General features: G+C 69.9%; 12 protein-coding genes. 7 read left to right on the top strand and 5 right to left on the bottom strand.

Annotated elements, in window-relative coordinates; all coding sequences use genetic code 11:
* Positions 1-104: 104 nt before the first annotated feature.
* A complete protein-coding gene (locus MXD95_RS29320) occupies positions 105-647 on the bottom strand; it encodes a helix-turn-helix domain-containing protein (RefSeq protein ID WP_250641447.1) in 543 nt (180 codons plus the stop codon).
* 1,343 nt (positions 648-1,990) lie between these two features.
* Here MXD95_RS29320 and MXD95_RS16150 point away from each other — a divergent pair.
* From MXD95_RS16150 to MXD95_RS16125, 6 genes are all read left to right on the top strand, one after another.
* The gene (locus tag MXD95_RS16150) at positions 1,991-3,799 is read left to right on the top strand and encodes a hypothetical protein (protein ID WP_250641446.1); all 1,809 of its coding nucleotides are present in this window, start codon (positions 1,991-1,993) and stop codon (positions 3,797-3,799) included.
* Positions 3,796-4,212, top strand: a complete 417-nt coding sequence (locus MXD95_RS16145; RefSeq protein ID WP_250641445.1) for a DUF6112 family protein — start codon at positions 3,796-3,798, stop codon at positions 4,210-4,212. The genes MXD95_RS16150 and MXD95_RS16145 overlap by 4 nt, the downstream gene beginning before the upstream one ends.
* 78 nt (positions 4,213-4,290) lie before the next feature.
* Entirely contained in the window at positions 4,291-5,076 is a 786-nt protein-coding gene (locus MXD95_RS16140; protein ID WP_250641444.1) for a hypothetical protein, read from the top strand.
* Positions 5,073-6,503: a hypothetical protein gene (locus MXD95_RS16135; RefSeq protein ID WP_462167309.1), complete on the top strand. Its 1,431-nt coding sequence runs from the start codon at positions 5,073-5,075 to the stop codon at positions 6,501-6,503. The genes MXD95_RS16140 and MXD95_RS16135 overlap by 4 nt, the downstream gene beginning before the upstream one ends.
* Before the next feature lie 125 nt (positions 6,504-6,628).
* Positions 6,629-8,131, top strand: coding sequence for an SCO6880 family protein (locus MXD95_RS16130; RefSeq protein WP_250641443.1), 1,503 nt, complete (start codon positions 6,629-6,631; stop codon positions 8,129-8,131).
* Entirely contained in the window at positions 8,128-10,230 is a 2,103-nt protein-coding gene (locus MXD95_RS16125) for a putative type IV secretion/conjugal transfer ATPase (RefSeq protein WP_250641442.1), read from the top strand. Before MXD95_RS16130 ends, MXD95_RS16125 begins: the two co-directional genes overlap by 4 nt.
* Here MXD95_RS16125 and MXD95_RS16120 read toward each other — a convergent pair.
* The 3 genes from MXD95_RS16120 to MXD95_RS16110 form a co-directional block, all read right to left on the bottom strand.
* Positions 10,197-11,153 (bottom strand): SCO6745 family protein, encoded by a 957-nt coding sequence (locus MXD95_RS16120; RefSeq protein ID WP_250641441.1) that lies wholly within the window; start codon positions 11,151-11,153, stop codon positions 10,197-10,199. The genes MXD95_RS16125 and MXD95_RS16120 overlap by 34 nt on opposite strands.
* A 319-nt stretch (positions 11,154-11,472) precedes the next feature.
* The gene (locus MXD95_RS16115) at positions 11,473-12,015 is read right to left on the bottom strand and encodes a YbhB/YbcL family Raf kinase inhibitor-like protein (protein ID WP_250641440.1); all 543 of its coding nucleotides are present in this window, start codon (positions 12,013-12,015) and stop codon (positions 11,473-11,475) included.
* Positions 12,016-12,580: 565 nt separating this feature from the next.
* Positions 12,581-13,684 carry a VTT domain-containing protein gene (locus MXD95_RS16110; RefSeq protein ID WP_250641439.1) on the bottom strand — a complete coding sequence of 368 codons (1,104 nt, stop codon included), beginning with the start codon at positions 13,682-13,684 and terminating at the stop codon, positions 12,581-12,583.
* Positions 13,685-14,251: 567 nt separating this feature from the next.
* Between MXD95_RS16110 and MXD95_RS16105 the strand changes: the two genes are divergently transcribed.
* Complete coding sequence (locus tag MXD95_RS16105; protein WP_250641438.1) at positions 14,252-15,550, top strand: lipase family protein; 1,299 nt, start codon at positions 14,252-14,254, stop codon at positions 15,548-15,550.
* A gap of 1,293 nt (positions 15,551-16,843) precedes the next feature.
* Here the strand turns inward: MXD95_RS16105 and MXD95_RS16100 are convergent.
* Positions 16,844-17,554, bottom strand: a complete 711-nt coding sequence (locus MXD95_RS16100; RefSeq protein WP_250641437.1) for a TetR/AcrR family transcriptional regulator — start codon at positions 17,552-17,554, stop codon at positions 16,844-16,846.
* Positions 17,555-17,780 lie beyond the last annotated feature (226 nt).

The following is a 17,780-nucleotide window of genomic DNA, read 5'->3' as shown; positions in this document are numbered from 1 at the left end:
GCCGCACACCGGCGGGCGGTAGGCCGATCCCACGTGCGTTGCGGTCATACACGGCGTCACCACGCGCGGTGCCAGCACGCGGGGTGCGGGCGAGTCGAGCGTGGTCATTCGCGTCCGTCCAGCCAGTCCCGGACGCGACCACGCCGCACCCGCCACTGGTGACCGACCTTGCGGGCCGGGATCGCCCGCTCCGACAGCAGCTTGAGCACGGTGCTCTCGGACAGCCGGAGCCAGGCGACCAGTTCGTCAACGGTCAGGACGTCGTCATCGTCGGACGGCCGGATCGGCGGCGCCATGGGTGCCACCGACCTCGCCGACGCCGTCGTCATGGCCGGCGCGGGGCCGGTCACGGCCATGGCGCCGCCGCCGGTCGTCACTCGCGCGCCGCCGTTGGTACTGGCGGTGGCACCGGCCACACCGGGTGCCAGCGGCGTGGGGGGCGGCGCCGAACCGGGCGCCGGGGCCGCCGCCGACGGGGTACCGGTTGGCCGGGCCGAGTTCGCCCGCGGCCGACCGGAACCGCCCGGCGCCGCACGCAGCGGCGGCATGCCGGCGGGCGCGCCACGCAGCGGCGCGGCCGCGCCGGCGGGCAGCCCGAAGCGGCCGGATCCTCGAGGCGCCGCCATCGAGTAGCCGTCCTGCGCCACCGACGCTCCCTTCACTCTGCTCGCCCCGTGCCTGGCCTACGTGGCTGTGCGCGCCCGGCTTCGCATGCCCGGCTCCGCACGCCCCCGGCTCGACACGCCTGGCTCACGCTCGTCGTTCGTTCTGGACGTTCGTCGTACTACGTGTTCGTCTCGCTACCGGATTCGTCTCGTTCGTGCGTCCCGCACGGGCGTCGCCCGGGGAGCCCGCACCACGGCTACCACGGTGACCACGGCTACCACGGTGACCGAACCGAGGTATGCCGACCCGCTCGATGGCCGAACTACCGGATTGCCCGAACTGTCCAATTATCCGAGCATCTGGGATGGCCGACCTTCTGGCGATCAACCCGATACTCGGCCGAGCCGTCCGGCCCGACGATGTCCGGTTCCGGAAGTTACACCGACCCACGTGTCCTGGATAGCCTCAACCTGAGCTTGTCATACTCGAACAGCTCGTGTTACATCGATCCGACCCCAGCACAACGCAAGTAACAGTAAGTAACGGTAACTGGCACTAGCTAACCATCAGAGAGCCGGGAGGGCGACGGCGCGTGAGCGATGTGCCACAGGCACCGCACGGTGAGGAAGGCGATGCGCGGCCTGTCTCCCTCATAGGAGCCCGCCTTCCGTCGACGGCCTCCCGCACCCAGCGGATGTCCGAGCTGGATGACCCCTACGGGTCGGACGCCACCCCAGGCGACGACGCCGAGTCACCTCCCCACGCACGCTCCGGGCGCAGACGTCATCGGCGGCGCACCGGATCCGACCTGGCTCAACCAGCCGACGAAGCGTGGCAGAGCGAGGCGTTCCACCTCGATGATGCGACATCCGCGGATGGTCCGGGTGCGGACCGTGCAAGCGATGCGGACGTCACGTCCGGCCGGGCCGACGAGTCCGGGAGCACGGGCGGCGGGCGGTCCCGGGGTGGCCGGGCGAGGCGCGCGGGTCGTCCGGCCGCGATCGCCCCGCGAACCCAGCCGGACGCGGATGGTCCCTCGGCACCTCGAAGCCCCGACCAGCAGTCACGCTCCGCAACCGATGGGCGAGGGTCAGAGACAGGCGGCGGCACGGGCCCGCGACGGAGCCGACCGCCGCGAGCCTCAGCCCCGTCGCGCACGGCTCCCGCGGTACCGGCCGTCCCGCCACGGGATGGGACACCGTCGGTGGGCGTCTCGCCCACAGGTGCCATGCCCGCCGGACTCCAGCCGACCGGGCCAGGCCAGCCGCTCGAACCCGCGCCGTCTGACCACACGGCTGATCCCCTCGTTGCCCGGCCCGAGCCCAGCGGGCCGTCCGGGGCGGCAGCCGCCCCCGCGACCGGCCCGATCGTGGTGCCCGGCCCTGTGAGCAGCGCCATCACCGGTCCTTTCCCCGCCCCCGAGGAGAGCGGCGCGCCCGCGCAGGGCCGCGACAATCCCGCACCGCCCCCCGGCGGTGCCACCTCGACCGGCACCGCCACGAGCACAGGAGACCCGGCGAGCCTCGACGCCGCCCCGCTCACGCCTGGTCGCGAGAGCTCCGGAGGTACCGAGGTCCCCGGCGGCATCCGGATCCCCGGCGGCATCCGGGTCGCCGGAGCTTCCGACGCCGAGGCCGCCGCGCGTGCCGCACACCCACCGGCGGTCGGGCCGCAGGGCCTCGAACCCCAGGTTGTGGCTCCTACCTTCGGCGCTCCGACGCGGGAAGGAGCGGCGGACCCGCCAGGGGGCTCACAGCCGGCCGCGGGGCCACTGTCCACGCTCGCCTCGGCGAAAGCAGTCCCGGCAGAGACAGCCCTGGCGAAGAACACGCAGACAACGGCCGCCACGGCGAAGGCAGCGCCACCAGCGGACGCACCGGCGAAGGGCGGGGCGGCGCCGGCGGCACCACAGCGGCATCCCGGGGCGCAGCGTCTGCCGGACGCCGAACGTTCCCGCCCACAGCGCGGCGGGCACGGTCTCGAGCCTCGTGACGAAGTCCCCGTCCGGCTGTCGGTTCGGGACCGGTCCCGTATCCCGCTGCCCGGCTCGTGGCGGATCGCCGTGACATCGCTGTTTCCGTACTCGGGGACGACGACGCTCGCCGGGGTGATGGGCCTGACCCTCACCGGTATGCGGGCCCAGCCCGTCCTCGCGGTCGATCTGTGGCCAGGTGAGGCCGACGCCGACGAGAGTGCCCTCCCCGCCGATCCGGCGTCGCCCGCGGACGAGAACGAGCCGCGGGGCGACCCGTTGACCAGCCGGGTCGGCTCCACGGGGACGACGACGGTCACCGATGTCATCCGCCATCACGCTGACGAGGGGTCGTCCAGCGAACTGCGGCTGATGATCGGTGGGCAGCGGTCAGGAAGTGCCCGGGACCTCGACGTGCTGCCGATGCGGCGCGACGCCGGTCATCTCGCCCGGGAACAGGCGGCGGGTGCGGCCTCGGCCGACCTGCCTGTCATCCACGGCGCCGACGAACCGACCGTGACGGCGAGTGGGCTGCGTTCGGCCCTCGGCCTGCTCGCGCATTCCTATCCGCTGGTCCTCGTGGACGCGCCGACCGACGCGCCGCTCACCGATGCCGCCGTTGCGGCAGCCGACCTCGTGGTGCTGGTCACCCTTGCCACGGCTGCCGATCTGGAGGCGACGGTGATGCGGCTGCGGGCCTTTCGGGAGTCGGCCGGCAACCGCCCGCCGGGGACGGCGACGACGCCGATCGTGGCGGCCATCGTCGCCCCGCGCCGGGGTCGGCCGTCTCCGCGTACCAGGGCCGGAGCCGCTCGGCTCGGCCGTCAGGTGGATGCCTTGGTGCGCATTCCCTACGACCCGCGGTTGGATCCGAGCCGGCACACACCGATTCGGATCCCGCGGCTGCGGCGGCGGACGCGCCGCGCCTACCTGCGCCTTGCGGCAGCGACCATCGAAAACCTGTTCATCCTTGCGAAAGCCGAGGTAGAGACCACGAAAGTGGCATCCGGGCCGTCAGGCACTTCCTCACTCGCCACCACCGAAGCGATCACAGTGCGTGCGCAGGCCGACCCGACCAGCGGCCTACCGGCCACTACTGCGGATCACAAGGCACCGATGGGCGTATCATTCGGCGACCTACGGTCACCCACGGCGCCCTCGCGGATCGCCGGACCGGATCGTCCGGGCGGAGACCTGCCCGCGAGAAAGGAACCGCGATGATCCACGACGCCGCCTCCACCAAGGCGACCGTCTTCCTCGCCGCCGTGCAGGTGAAGCCGGACGACTCGAAAGCGCCCGGCATCAACGCCCTGAAAGACCTGGTCAACGGCCTGGCTGCCTATGCGGTGATCGCTGCCGTCGCCGCCGTGCTGCTCGGCGGTATCGCCTGGGCGCTCGGTGAACGGATGGGTCTCGAACGCGCGTCCACGGTCGGAAAGAGCGGGGTCATCGCCGGCTTCGGCCTGGCATTCCTCGTCGGCGCCGCCGCCGCCTTCATCAACTTCTTCCTGGTCACCGGCGCAACGGCCACCGCACCGGAACCCAACCTGAGCGACCTGCGCCCGCCGGCCGTCGAACTCTCCGTCGCCGCTGTCCCCGGCGTGGTCCATGCCCCAGCGTCAATCCCCTTCTGAGCGGTTCCCCGGGTACCCGCGGGCGGACGTTGCGATGATGGTCGTGCCGTCGCGGGAGGGGAGCAGGCGTTGCCAGGCGTGATCGAAACCGTGGCCAGACGCCTGATCATCATCATCGTAGCCACCGGCACGGCCGGCGTGCTCGTCGGCGTGGTGGTCGGACGTTATGCCGTCCCCAACAACCCCAAGTCCCCCGACACCGCCTCTGTAGCTCCGTCGGCGGTATCGACAGCCTCTCCAGCGGTGACCACACCGACCGCGACGCTTGTCCCCAACCCACAGCCATCGGCGAGCAGCTCGGCACAGACATCTGACGGCGGAAGCCAAATCGCCGGAGTTCCTACTCGCACTAACGAGTTTGGCATTCCCGTCGGGTACCCTCGGGACCAGGCAGGGGCTATTAGCGCATGCGCTAATTACGATCGCGCCTGGGGAGTACCCGCCAATCGCGTTCCTTCGCGCATCCATGACATGTTTCGATCGATCTCACTACCAAGCGACGCCGATAGAATTGCAAATACAATTCTTGAAGTTGATAAAAAAAATGCAGAATATCTCAAAGTCAATTCCCTCCAGTCGCCTTCGGTGAACTGGATCGGAAGAGTTATCGGCTATAGCGTAACCTCATATAACGAAAATACTGCCAACATTAGACTCTGGGGAATTGTTGGCTTCGGCGTATACGACAGCTCTAACCCAGAACTAGCCCCGCGGGAAGGCTGGGGAACCGACGACTGTCAAGTTGTTTGGAATTCAGGGGATTGGAAGCTTACGGATGCTAAAGACGGCCCCTGGACCCCAGCCATAACCGAACGGACAGCCGAAAGTTTCCGCGATTTCATCCTGGTCGGAGCTGGACAGTGATCGAAGAAACTAACGTTCATGCCCTCCCCTTCCACCCCCTGAACAGTATCAAGGGTGCGATCTCGGGGAGTGTGGATGCCTACTTCGATTCTATGGGGAAGGCGTTCTGCGGGATGGCCGCGGACCTCTCCAGCTCCGTGTTCAGCTTCGCGGCACAGAAGACGTCGGTCAACCTCAGCGCCGATTACGTCGTCAAGAACTACAACATCGCGTTCGGGATCGCGGTCCTGATAGTTACGGGACTGTTTCTCTGCGCATGCATTATGGGTGCGGTTCGCGGAGACCCGCATATTTTCACTCGGGCGGGGGCGGCAACGGGTACGGCGATCATGGGTTCCTTCGTCGCGCTCGCGCTGCTGCAGATGATCCTTACCGCGTCCGATGGAATGGCGGATGCCTTCGGGGACGGTAAGCCGTTGGGCGCCGATCTCGTCGCGCAGCTTCGGGCACTCCCAGACCAAGGAAATTTCGCGCTCGACCTCGTGTTGTCACTACTGGTGGCGATGTTCTCGTTCGCCCTGTTCGTCGTGCTCTACATCCGCAAGGTCGCCATCATCGTGATAGCGGTGTTCATCCCGCTCTACCTGGCCGGGCAGCCGACGATGTCAACAAGCGGCTGGATCAAGCGGGCCACCGAGATGCTCCTGGCGCTAATCTTCGCGAAGCCAGTCATCTACGCCATCTTCGCGTTGGGCGCGGGGATGGCAAGTGACTCCACCGGATCCACGGTCGATCAGACACTGACGATCCTCAGTGGGACCGTTGTGATGATCGCTGCGGTGTTTGCGCCGTTCGTACTCATGCATCTCCTGGGATTCGCCGACGTCCACCTCATGCGCGCGGTCGGTTCGGCCGGCCGACGCAGTGCGGCGTCCTTCGGACAGGGCGCGGGGGCGCTGCTCGGCTCGACGTCGCGCGAGACCTTCCGCGGCATCGGCGCCCGGCTGCAAACGCGCAACCGGGGTGTGCTCGGCGGTAGCGACGGTGGCGGGATCGGTAGCGGTATCGGCGGCGGCATCGGCATGCAGCCGGGGCTCGCCCGGCCGGCGGCTGGGCGCAGCGGCCGTGGCATCGGCGGAACGCCGTTGGGCGCCCCGGCCCGGACGGGCGCAGCCACTGCGAGCGTGCGCGGCACGGTAGCCGGACGGGCACGTGTCGCCTCGACTGGCGGCACCCCGGCGATCGCCGGCGCCGGCAACGGCGCGAGCGCGCGCCAGCCCGCGCGGGCAGGTGCGCCAGCCCGGGTGGGTGGCGCCACCAGAGCGGCCGTGACCACCGGCGCCGCCGGACGTTCGGGTGGCACAACGGCACGGGTCGCGGCGCCCCGCAGCGGTACGACCGCCACCGCCCGCCCGCCGGTCACACCGGCGTCACGACCGCCTCGGGTGGGGGCACCCACACCGCCGGCACGCACCGGCGGTCAGTGAGCATCCCACTCGGGCTCCCACAAGCAGCCAGTTGATCTCCGGAACAGAGTGGAACAGGCCGTCAGCCAGCCGGCGGTGAGCAGGCTGTACGCAGGCGTCGGGTCGAGCGGCAAGTGAGGTAGTCGATGGTCGCAGAACGCAGTTACCGGTTCGGGCCGCTCGAACGTGGCGGCGTCATGCTGGGCATGCGCTGGCCGCAGCTCGGTCTGATGATCGGTGTGATGCTCTGCGTCCTCGGCGCGTTGCGGTCGCCACTGATCACCGTCCCGATCTGGGTGCTGCTCGCCGTGGCCCTGCTGTTCGTCGCCTTCGTCCGGGTGGAGGATCGTAACCTCGACCAGTGGGTGCCGATCCTGTTCGGTTTCACGATGCAGAAGGTGACGGGCGAGACGGTGTTCCGCGGCGCGTTTTTCCGGCTCGGCGCAGGAGAAGATCAGCTCAGCCGTACGGTCCTGCCCGGGCCGCTGTCGGCCCTGGTGATGCTGTCGGTACCGGTCGGCGGTGGACGGTATGTGGCCGTCGTCAAGGATGCGAAGCGGCAGACCTACACGGCGGTTCTGCAGGTGCGGGGCAGCCAGTTCGCCCTGCTCGAGTCCGGTGACCAGCAGGCCCGTGTCGACGCCTGGGGCGAGCTGCTCGCCGGTCTCACCTCCGGCGGCGGGCGGCTCTCGCGGATCCAGTGGCTGGAACGCACCCTGCCCGACTCCGGCGACCAGTTGCAGCGCCACTGGCGGGTTCGCGGCCACCACGACGACTCCTGGGCGGCGAGTGCCTACCAGGAAGTCATCGACGCGGCCGGGCCGGTCGCCCAACGGCACGAGACCTACCTGTCCTTTCAGCTACGGGCCAAGGACGCCCGCCGGGCCATCCAGCGAGCCGGCGGTGGTGACCAGGCGGCCTGCGCCGTCCTGCTCGGTGAGCTGCGCACCATGGAGGCGGCGCTCGCCCGCGCGTCCATCAACACCGTCGGCTGGCTGCCGCCGCGGGCGCTCGCAGCCGTTATCCGCACCACGTACGATCCGTATTCGATCGAGATGATCGACGCGCGTGGCGGAGCCAGCACCGACCTGGCCGGCGGTCTGAAAGGCCTCGCGTCCGGCATCGACCCGGCGGTCGCCGGCCCGGTGCGCACCGTCACCGCATGGGACCATTACCGCACCGATTCCGGTTTCCACACCACGTACTGGATTAACGGCTGGCCCCGTGTTCCGTCGCCGGCGGCGTTCCTCGCCCCCCTGCTGATGGAGACCACCTGCCGGCGTACCGTGTCATTGATCGTGGAGCCGCTCCCCGGACGTAAGGCGGAGAAGTCGGTGAACCGGCGTCGGATGGCACACCTCGGTGAGCAGCAGATGCGCGACAAGGTCGGCAAGGTCACGACCCAGCGGGACGTGGCCGAGGCCGACGAGGTCGAACGCCGCGAGCAGGAGCTCATCGCCGGGTTCGGCGCGTTTCGCTTTCACGGGTTCGTGACGGTTTCCGCGGATGACCTGGACGGGCTCGCCGACGCCTGTGGTGAGGCCGAGACCCTGGCCTCGCGTAGCCGCCTGGAGATGGTGCGTCTCGTCGGCGAGCAGGACCAAGGCTTCAGCGTCGGCGCGCTACCCCTGGCAGTAGGAGTGGCATGAGTCCAGCGCGCGACAATCGCACGCCCTACGACAACGGCACGTCCCCCGAGAACCACACCTCGTTCGACGGCGACACATCGTTCCACGATGGCACTGCGGATGACAACGGCGCAGCGCATCCTGGTGGCGTGCCGTACGAGGCGACCGGGCCGGACGGAGACGACGGCTCGGATAGCTACGGCAGCCCAAACGGCTATGGCAACCCAAACGGCTATGACGGCACGGGCGGCTATGACGACGTCGACGGGGTGATCGGATTCGACGAGTTCGACCCGCCGAGCTACGACGAGGCCGGCTACGACCCGGACGGCTACCAGGCAGCGGCCTACGAGGCCACGTCCCACGATCCAGGCCGGGATGCCGAGGGCTTCGTGGATCTGGGGGGCGGACCACGTCGCCCGCGGTCGAACCCGCGCGGGTCGGCGCAGCGGCAGTCCCCGCGCCGCAGCCGTCGGGAGGAGAAGGCCGCGGCCGCCGCGGAGAAGGCCGCGATGCGCAGGGCCCAGGCAGCGCTGCGCCGCGGCGCGCAGCCATCCAGGCTGATCGGGCAGTTCGCCGGACGCAATTACCACAAGCTGCGACTTCCCGCGCACATGGAGACGACGGCGCAGATCGCCGGCATCTATCCGTTCATCGTCGACTCGGGGCTCGACGCTCCCGGCATGTACATCGGCCGGCACGTCTGGTCGGGCAACTCGTTCGACTTCGACGTGTTCCAGCTCTACCGCCAGCAGGTCATCGAGAACCCGAACTTCGCCGTGTTCGGCGCGGTCGGCTCCCGCAAGTCGGCGCTGCTCAAGACGCTGATCTCGCGGGGTGCGGCGTTCGGCTACCAGGCCGCGGTGCCCTGTGACCCCAAGGGGGAGTACACCCGGCTGGCCCGCCGGCTCGGTTGCGAACCCACCTACATCGGACCTGGCATGGCGACCCGGCTCAACCCGCTGGACGCGCCGCCGCGGCCGCGGGGCATCGCCGACGCGGACTGGGCCCGGGAGGTCAAGCGGGCCCGCTCCGCCCTGCTGTCGTCGCTGATCGAGACGGCGAAGGGCGTGCCGCTCACCCCGGCCGAGCACACCGCCGTCGACCTCGCCCTCGATGTCGTCACCCGGCAGATCACCGGAGCTGACCCGGATCGCTGGGCCACCCCGCTGCTCCCCCACGTCCTGGAGGCGATGACCGACCCCACCGACGAGGACTGCGTCAACCTGCCGATGACCGCCACCGAACTGCGGGACGCATCCCGGGATGCCACCCTCACGCTGCGCCGGCTCACCCATGGTGCGCTCGGTGGCCTGTTCGACGGCCCGACGACGTCCCCGCTGGACTTCGACCGCCCCATCGCCGTGCTCAACCTGGAACGGGTCCAGGGCAGCGACGAGATGATCGCGCTGATCATGACCTGTGCGCAGGCGTGGATGGAAGCGGCACTCATGCGCCAGGACGGCGTGCAGCGCTACGTGGTCTATGACGAGTGCTGGCGCCTGATGCGCTTCGCCGGACTGGTCCGCCGGCTGTCCGCGCAGCAGAAGCTTGCCCGGCAGTGGGGCTGCGCCAACGCGATCGTCGCGCACCGCATCTCCGACCTGCTCTCCGCCTCGCCCGACTCGGTCGAAATCGCCAAGGGCCTGCTGGCCGAGACGGCGATCCGCATCCTCTACAAGCAGGCCTCCGACCAGATCGCCGACACCCAGCAGGCGCTGGGCCTCACCGACGTCGCCGCCGACCTGCTGCCCAGGCTCGACCCGGGCTTCGCGCTCTGGCTCATCGGCGCCCGGGCGTTCTACGTGGAACACGTCGTCGGCGACCTGGAGATCCCGGTCGTGCTGAACGGGTCGAAGATGCACGGCGAGGTCGACGACATCAACCTGACGCCGGACGACCTGGACCCGGCGGAGCTCGACCCGCCGGGTCTCGAGGCCGCCGTGCCGCCCGGTGCGCTCGGCGGTGCCCCCTTCGGCAATGGCCACCAGCGAGGGGACGGCCGGCGGCCGGCCGACGGCGCGGACGTCGATCGGGACGGCGACGTGCCGGGCGCCGGCGACGAGCCGTTCTCCGGTGACTACGGCTACCCCTCGGTGGAGCCCAGCTCCGCCGGCTGACGCAGCCGGGCGACCGAGATGGCCGACGGCGGCGGCCAGTTGAGCCCGATCGGGTTGGGCCAGGTGAACCCGCCGCCGAGCACCACCCGGTCGGCCAGCCCGTAGAGCGTCTCGTACAGCTCGTCGCATTCCGAGCGGGCCAACGCGCGGTACGGTGCGGCGGCGAGCAGGTCGGTCACGTTCTCGATCTCGGCGCTGGCCTGTGCGCCGAGAGAGGTCAGCGACCCGTCCGGATGCAGCCAGCCGCGGGCAGCCAGGCTGCGCACCGCGCCCGCCCACTCCCGCTCGCTCCAGCCCCGCGACATCCGCGACTGTTCGGCGGGACTTCGTCCGGTCGCGGACGCGAGGACGAGCGCCTCACACGGCCCGACCTCGGAACGCACGAGCGCGGCAATGTGCCCGTCGCCGCGATGCTCGCGCAGGACGGTCAACGCCTGCCACAGCGCCAGGTGCGGATCGGCGGGGATGGGCAGCACGGCGTTCGCCGCCGCCAGCGGCCGGCCCGCGGTCACCGCGGCGGCGACCACTCGGCCGGCCAGCTCCGCCGCCCGGCGCACCGCCGCCCCGGTCGCCTCCAGACCCCAGAGCTCCCTTAGCACAGCGTCCATGGCCGCGAGCCGGACGTCGAGCAATCGGGCGGGCGAGGAGTAGGCCCACACGTCCGGCACCGACCGGGCGATCCGGCGCGGCGAGAAGTTGTAGAAGGCCGCCGTGATCGCCGCTGCCGAGGCCGCGCCGAGCGGGGCGGCCCGCATCCCGACGTAGCTCATCCAGAAACCGTGGCAGCCGGCCTCCGCGCCGAACCGGGCCACCGCTGGATGGAAGTAGATGACCGCGTGGATCGGCTCGGCCACCTCCCAGATCCGACGCGCGTCATTCGCGAACGCCGCGCCGAGATCGTTACGTTGTCTGCCGTCGCCCATGCAGTTCCTCCCGACCGTGAGTCGGTTCCAGACTCCCCCCACGCGGCAGAGGTATGCCAGGAAAAACGGTCACAAGCCTGCACCTGCCGGCTGGCAGGGTCGGGGCAACCCTCCGCTTCCAGCGGGAACGCGCCGGAAACGCGACCGAAACGACTCTTGTCCCCTCCCCACCCTTGTGCCTCCCACTCCGCCGCCGGCGCGAGAGGCAGAGCCGACGAGAAGCCCGCGCGTACCGACCGGTGTGCGCGGGCCGACGCGGGGAACCCGCCAGCTCGAGGCCCGGCACGAGATCTCCGTCTCCGGCCCGAGGAGGCGGTGGTCAGTGTTGGTAGGTCACCCGCAGCACCGCGCGAGCCAGGGTGTGAAACACAAGGTTGAAGCCGACGACGGCCGCGGAGACCTCGTCGTTGATCTCAAGCTTGGGGATGTCGAGGGCATGCACGGTGAACACGTACCGGTGCGGGACGTCGCCCTGCGGCGGCGCGGCGCCCCCGTACTCCTTCGTCCCCCAGTCCGCTCGGATGTGATACGCCCCGGCGGGCAGCCCGGGGAAGTCGCCGCTGCCCGCACCGGCCGGCAGTTCGGTCGCCGTGGCGGGCAGATCGACCAGAACCCAGTGCCAGAATCCGCTGCCGGTCGGCGCGTCCGGGTCGAAGGCGGTCACGACGTAGCTCTGTGTCCCGGCCGGCGCACCGGACCAGGCGAGGCTCGGGGAGAGGTTCTGCCCGCCCGCGCTGTCGTGCACCTGCGCCAGCGGGACGGTGCCGCCGTCGACGAGATCGGAGCTCGTGACGGTGAACAGCGGCCGGACGGGCAGCACGTCGTACGGGTCAGGCGGGGTGCCGCGTTCGAGCAGGGACATGGTTCTTCCTTCCGTTGCGCTATCGGATCACAGTCGCTATCGGATCACAGTGCGGAGACAGGTTCGTTACTTGGAGGTTCTACGCTCCCCCCATGCGGTCGGCACCTGTGCGGCGCTCGTGGCACGTGTGCGGCGGTCGCAACCGCACAGTGATCCGACCCTGTGCTGTGGGTCGACCCGCACGGCGATCGAACCCGGCGCGCCCTGACCCTCCGTTCGGGTCATCTCAATAGCGTGAGACCATCGTCACATTCTCGAAAATCCCGCGCACTACCTGCATCTCTCTGTTCTGATCATGAGCCGGTCGGGCTGCGGACGGGCGACAGTGGCACGGTGAGCCGATACCGTTGACGAGTCCCGGCGGGCGTCCCACCGACTCCCCCCGTATCGGTGCGGAGCCCGCCGGGACCTTCCGCGTTCCGCCACCAGCCGCCTTCCGCCACCAGCGGTGTCCGTTCCGCTTGGCAGGCCGCTCCCCGTCTGCGCGTCCTCCCTGTCGCACCCATGCGCCCGGCCCTCGCGGCGTCGGGCGCACACCGTTTCAGCGCACACCGTTTCAGCGCATTCAGTCCCGCGCCGTCTGGCGCTCCTGGTCGCCCTGGTACTGGTGGTCGGCCTGGTACTGGTGGTCGGCCTGCTGCTGACGACTGCCCTCGTACTGACGGTCGGCCTGGTACTGACGACTGCCCTCGTACTGATGGCCGCCCTGAGCCTGATGGCCCGTGGAGCGCTGATGGGCCGCCGAGTGCCGGCCACCGCCACGGCGCATCTGCACTGTGGAGGACGGGTCGAACGGCGGCCCCGCGGGCGGCTCGTCCAGGGCGGATTCCGGCGCAGCGCCGACGCCGACTCGGTCGCCGGCCGCCAGGACCTCGTTCGTGCCGGGCCATGGCGCGCCGCCGGAGGCAACGTCGCCGGCCGTGCCGTGCTGCGGCGGAAACCCCGCCGCAGCCCCGGACTCGCTGCCAGCGTGGGCCCCAGAACCAGCCGGGGTCGTGGAACCAGCGTGGGCCGCAGAGCCAGCGGGGGTCGCAGAACCACGCCGACGACGTGCGCGCAGCATCTCGATGGCCATGGGCAGCACCGACACGGCGACCACCAGGATGAGCATCACCTCGATGTGCTCGTGGACGAAGTCCACCGAACCCAGGAAGTACCCGAGCAGCGTGACTCCGCAGCCCCAGAGCAACCCGCCCATGATGTTGTAGATCGTGAATATGCGGTAGTTCATCCGACTGACCCCGGCGATGACCGGTGTGAAGGTCCGCACAATCGGAACGAATCGAGCCAGCACGATGGACCGCGGGCCGTTCTTCGCGAAGAAGGCGTTCGCCTGTTCAACATGTTCCCGTTTGAACAGGCGGGAGTTCGGCCGGCTGAACAGCGTCGGACCGATCCTGCGCCCGAGGAGATATCCCACCTGGTCACCCGCCACCGCGGCCAGTCCGATGAGGATTATTGCCAACGGCAGCGGGGTGGAGACCTCGTCCCGGGAAATCAGCATGCCGACGGTGAACAGCAACGAGTCACCGGGCAGAAAGAAACCGATCAGCAGGCCGGATTCGGCGAAGACGATCAGCAGGACGATGACCAGACCCGCCTTGACCAGGCTGTCGGCACTGAGGGCATCCGGTCCGAGCGCCAGTGTGCTCGACGCGAGTGTGGTCACGATAGCGGGCCTCCGCCAGTCTTGGGACGACGGGACGGACGAACTGTCAGACCGCGGCAACCGCCGGTTGCCGCACCGCACCCGCCTGCGGACACCGTAAGGGTATCCACCCACCGCCCCTGCACGACCATCGCCTACGGCTACCCGGCCGAGATCCACAGAGGGTCCACAGATTCGGCCACCAGAAAGCCACCCGCGCGACGCTGCCCGACGGCGAACGGCCACGTCATCCGCGGACGCTGGAGCCACAACGACGGGAACCAGGCCGGTGGCGGCCGACACAGATCGATCATGGATGCGGGCGCGGCAACTCGGGCCTGCCCACACCGCGCCGCTCGGCCAGAGGCCAGGATACGACGCTCGGGCAGAGGCCGAGAGCGGGTCGTCGCCACCCGGCCGCGCCGAACTACCGAGAGATCTGGATCATAGGACATCGGGGATCCCGATCACCGGATCCGAACCGTCATCAAACCCCAATTTGGGGTCACCTATCCTAAACCATACGCTGATTACGTGCGTTTACTGCGGATGGTCTCGGGCGATGAATCTCGCGGTCGGGTGATCCGCATGCCGTTGGTCGTCCTGCTGCTCGGGCTGACTCCGCTGCTCGGATCTGGGCGGGCGGGCGGTACCGCCGCCAGCGGCCGCGAGCCGCTCGGCGCCCCCTCCGCCCGCGAAGGTGCCAGTGATGCCGACGGCACCAGTACCACCGGAGACGGAGCCATCGGCGACCGAGCCACCGGCGACCGAGCCACCGGCGGCAAGGGCGCGTCCAGGTCGGGCCGTCCGGGAGATCTAGTCCGGTACATCCCCGTTGACGGTGCTCCGGCCGGCATCCGTGCCTGGCGGGTCGTCTACCGCTCGCGGACCTTCGGGGCATCGACGGTGCAGGTCTCCGGACTGGTCCTGGCACCGAGGACCCCATCCGCCACCACGGTGCCCACGGGTGGTCGCCGCGTCGTCTCGTTCGCCCACGGAACGACCGGCGTCGCGGATTCCTGCGCACCGTCGGCTGCCAAGCCACCGCTGGCCGCAGCCGCCTGGATGTTCTCCCTCGTCCGCGCCGGACACGTCGTCACCCTGACCGACTATGCGGGCCTGGGCACGCCGGGTGAGCACGCCATCTACGTCGCGGGGCCAGAGGGCCGGGCCGTCCTGGACATTGCCCGGGCCGTCCGCGCGATCAAGCCTGCGGGTGCCGGGCGCGACGTCGTGCTCTGGGGTTATTCACAGGGCGGGCAGGCTGTCCTCTCCGCCGGGGCGCAGGCTGCCTCCTACGCTCCTGACCTGCGGATACATGGCGTGGTCGCGAGTGCGCCGCTGGCCGATCTACCCAGGTCGCTGGCCGGACTGGAACAGCGTTCGGACGGCGTCGGCTACCTCATACTGGCGATGATCGGCGCCTCCGACGCCGACCCGCGCATCGACCTCACTCGCTATCTGAAGCCGAAGGGCCGACATCTGCTCACCGTCGCCCGCACCCGATGCGCCCCGGACCTGCTGACCGCGAGCACCGGGGTCAACGTCCGGGCCGCCTTCACCCAGGACCCCCTGCGCCAGCCACAGTTCGCCGCCGCCTTCGCCCGGCAGCGGGACGAGGTGACCAGACGGATGACGCCAACGCTGATCCTGCAGGGCGACCGGGACACGGTGATCCGCCGTCAGGACACCGATAGCGCGGTGCGACGGCTGTGCTCGGCCGGGACGACGGTGGACTACCGGCGTTATCCACAGGCCGACCACGGCACGATCCTCAGCGCGTCCATGAGCGACCTGACGACCTGGATCACCCGCCGTTTCGCGTCCCATCCACAGCCGGTCACCAACATCTGCGCTGTGCAGCCGGCTCCGACCGACCCGCGATAGCCCGGCTGGTCAGCCCGGTTCGCCGTTCACATCCCCAGGTCGGTCTGGGGTTTCGCTGCCCAGATGGGCACCGTGACCGTGCCGGCCCGTCGAGGGGCACCGTGGCTCGTCCACCGCGGCCGGGATGCTCGGGCACGTCGGCCCTCGTTATCCACACCCTCGTCCGGCCGACCAGCGGCCGCATTATCCGGCTGTGGATAACAGCCACACGGCTCCCATTCATGCAGGTAGACGTGGGTGAGAGGCCAGATATCCCACGCTGACCACGCACCGAGCAGCGGCCCGCTCGCCAGACGCCACGGTGACCACCTGATGGGCATCGTCCTCCGTGGCGTTGCTTGCTCGCCTATTTCACCGGTGGGCACCGTGGTACGTCCCACCCGGAACTCACGGCTCGTGGACGGGCACCGTTGCCGGATGTTGCCGGATACGGCCCGGATTCGCCGTGCCCAGAACACCGGATCGTGGTCACGGTGGCCACCAGGCGCATCCGTGGGCACCGTCCGCAGGGCCTGGCCTCCGCCGCGCTCCCTGGACGGTCATCGGTCGATCCGATGACGATGACCCGACCCAGCCTGTGGATATCAGCTTCGGGCGCCCATGCCCGCCGAGGGAGCCTGTGCACATCGCTGACGATTTCCCGGCCTGGGCATCGCTGACCTGGTTCCCGGTATTCCTGGGTCGCCATCGGTGCCCATGGGTGGGACCCCAACGCCCGTCGAGGTTCGACGGTGACCATCGGTGCGGCCCCATGGCCGTCGGTGCCCACAGGTGCCTACCTACGGCCCTACGGCGGGACGATGCACCGCCGACCCGCTACCACCCTCCTCGCCACTACGCGTGACGGCGGATCGCCCCGGAAAACCTCCGTGTCGCTTCTACCGGGTCACGAAGGGACAAACCGGACAGATTACCCGGTAGAAGGGACATCCCCGCGTACCAGCAACGCCACCACCCCCGAAATCATCACGGACAGTGAGATTCACCGGGTGAACCCGGTCGCGAGCCGCAGATCCACGAGAAGCAACCTGGGGACGATGTCCGCCCGGGGACGGTGCCCGCCAGAGGACGGTGTCCACAGCGGGATGGTGCCCGCTCAGAGACGGTGACCACTCGGCGGGGACGGTGACCACTCAGGGACGGTGACCACCGCGGGATGGTGCCTGCTCAGAGACGGTGACCACCGCGGGATGGTGCCTGCTCAGGGACGGTGCCCACTCAGGGACGGTGCCCGCCCGGGGACGGTGCCCACCGAGGGACGGCGATCGTCCGGGGAGGGGGTGGCCCGCTCCTTCAGGCGGTGGGGGGCTGCTCGGGCCGGACGGCGGCGAGGCAGAAGTCGACCAGGCGGCTGTGGAAAGCCGCGTGGTCGAGCGGCTCTCGGGCACCGAACGCGTGCCGGGCGAGCAGAGCACCGAGGAAGGCCCCGGTCGCGAGGTCCGTGTCGAGGTTGGCGCGGGCCTCGCCGCGGGCGACGGCGTCGTGGAAGGCGTCCTCGATGGCTGCGGCACAGCGGTCGACCGACTCACGGCGGAACGCCGCGTACATCGCCGGGAAGCGGGGCAGCTCGGCCATGCACCGGGCGAGGATCGACATCCGCGGCTCGGTGAACACCGCGTCCACGTAGGGCGCAAGGTGCAACAGGTCGCTACGCAACCCACCCGTTCGGGGCGGGACGAGGCCGGCGGCCAGGGTGCCGAGCGCGGCCAGGACCAGGTCGTCCCGGTCGGGCCAGCGCATGTAGATTCCGCGCTTCGCGACACCCGCACGAGCGGCGACACCGTTGACGCTGAACCCGCCGACGCCGTGCTCGGCGAGCTCCGCGACAGCGGCGGACAGCACACGGGTGTCGATGGTCGCGTCCCGAGGTCGTCCCCGCCTTGGCCGGGCGGGTGTGACCGTGGTCTCGTCCACGGCGTCCTTCTCCGCAGCGACCCTCCCCAGGTCGCCGGGCTTCGAGTCGCCGATCGCCAAGTGGTCCATAGCCAGGTCGTCCTTCTCCATGCCGCCCTTCTCCAGGTGGCCCGTCTCCGTGTGACCAAGGCTAGGCGACGTGGCCGGGGCCAGGTCGCCAACACGGGGAAGGCCGGGTGGCGAAGGCCGGGTGGCGAAGGCCGATCCGCGACCGGCATGTGTGGACGACCCCACTTTAGGGTACCGCCATGGTGTCCTAAAGTGGCTCGGTTGGCCGGCCCCGGCCGGTGATCCGGTGATCCGGCCACGGTTATGC

Origin of the sequence: Frankia sp. AiPa1 (assembly GCF_023243075.1) — a bacterium.
Classification (GTDB): Bacteria; Actinomycetota; Actinomycetes; order Frankiales; family Frankiaceae; genus Frankia.
Note: the sequence above shows the minus strand (reverse complement) of the source record. Positions and strands in the feature narration are given on the sequence as shown.

What these genes read in the sequence shown, in the direction of transcription:
- MXD95_RS16145 (WP_250641445.1), top strand. Translation starts at nt 3,796, where the DNA reads ATGATCCACGACGCCGCCTCCACCAAGGCGACCGTCTTCCTCGCCGCC.
- MXD95_RS16130 (WP_250641443.1), top strand. Translation starts at nt 6,629, where the DNA reads ATGGTCGCAGAACGCAGTTACCGGTTCGGGCCGCTCGAACGTGGCGGC.
- MXD95_RS16125 (WP_250641442.1), top strand. Translation starts at nt 8,128, where the DNA reads ATGAGTCCAGCGCGCGACAATCGCACGCCCTACGACAACGGCACGTCC.
- MXD95_RS16120 (WP_250641441.1), bottom strand. Translation starts at nt 11,153, where the DNA reads ATGGGCGACGGCAGACAACGTAACGATCTCGGCGCGGCGTTCGCGAAT.
- MXD95_RS16115 (WP_250641440.1), bottom strand. Translation starts at nt 12,015, where the DNA reads ATGTCCCTGCTCGAACGCGGCACCCCGCCTGACCCGTACGACGTGCTG.
- MXD95_RS16105 (WP_250641438.1), top strand. Translation starts at nt 14,252, where the DNA reads ATGCCGTTGGTCGTCCTGCTGCTCGGGCTGACTCCGCTGCTCGGATCT.
- MXD95_RS16100 (WP_250641437.1), bottom strand. Translation starts at nt 17,554, where the DNA reads ATGGAGAAGGACGACCTGGCTATGGACCACTTGGCGATCGGCGACTCG.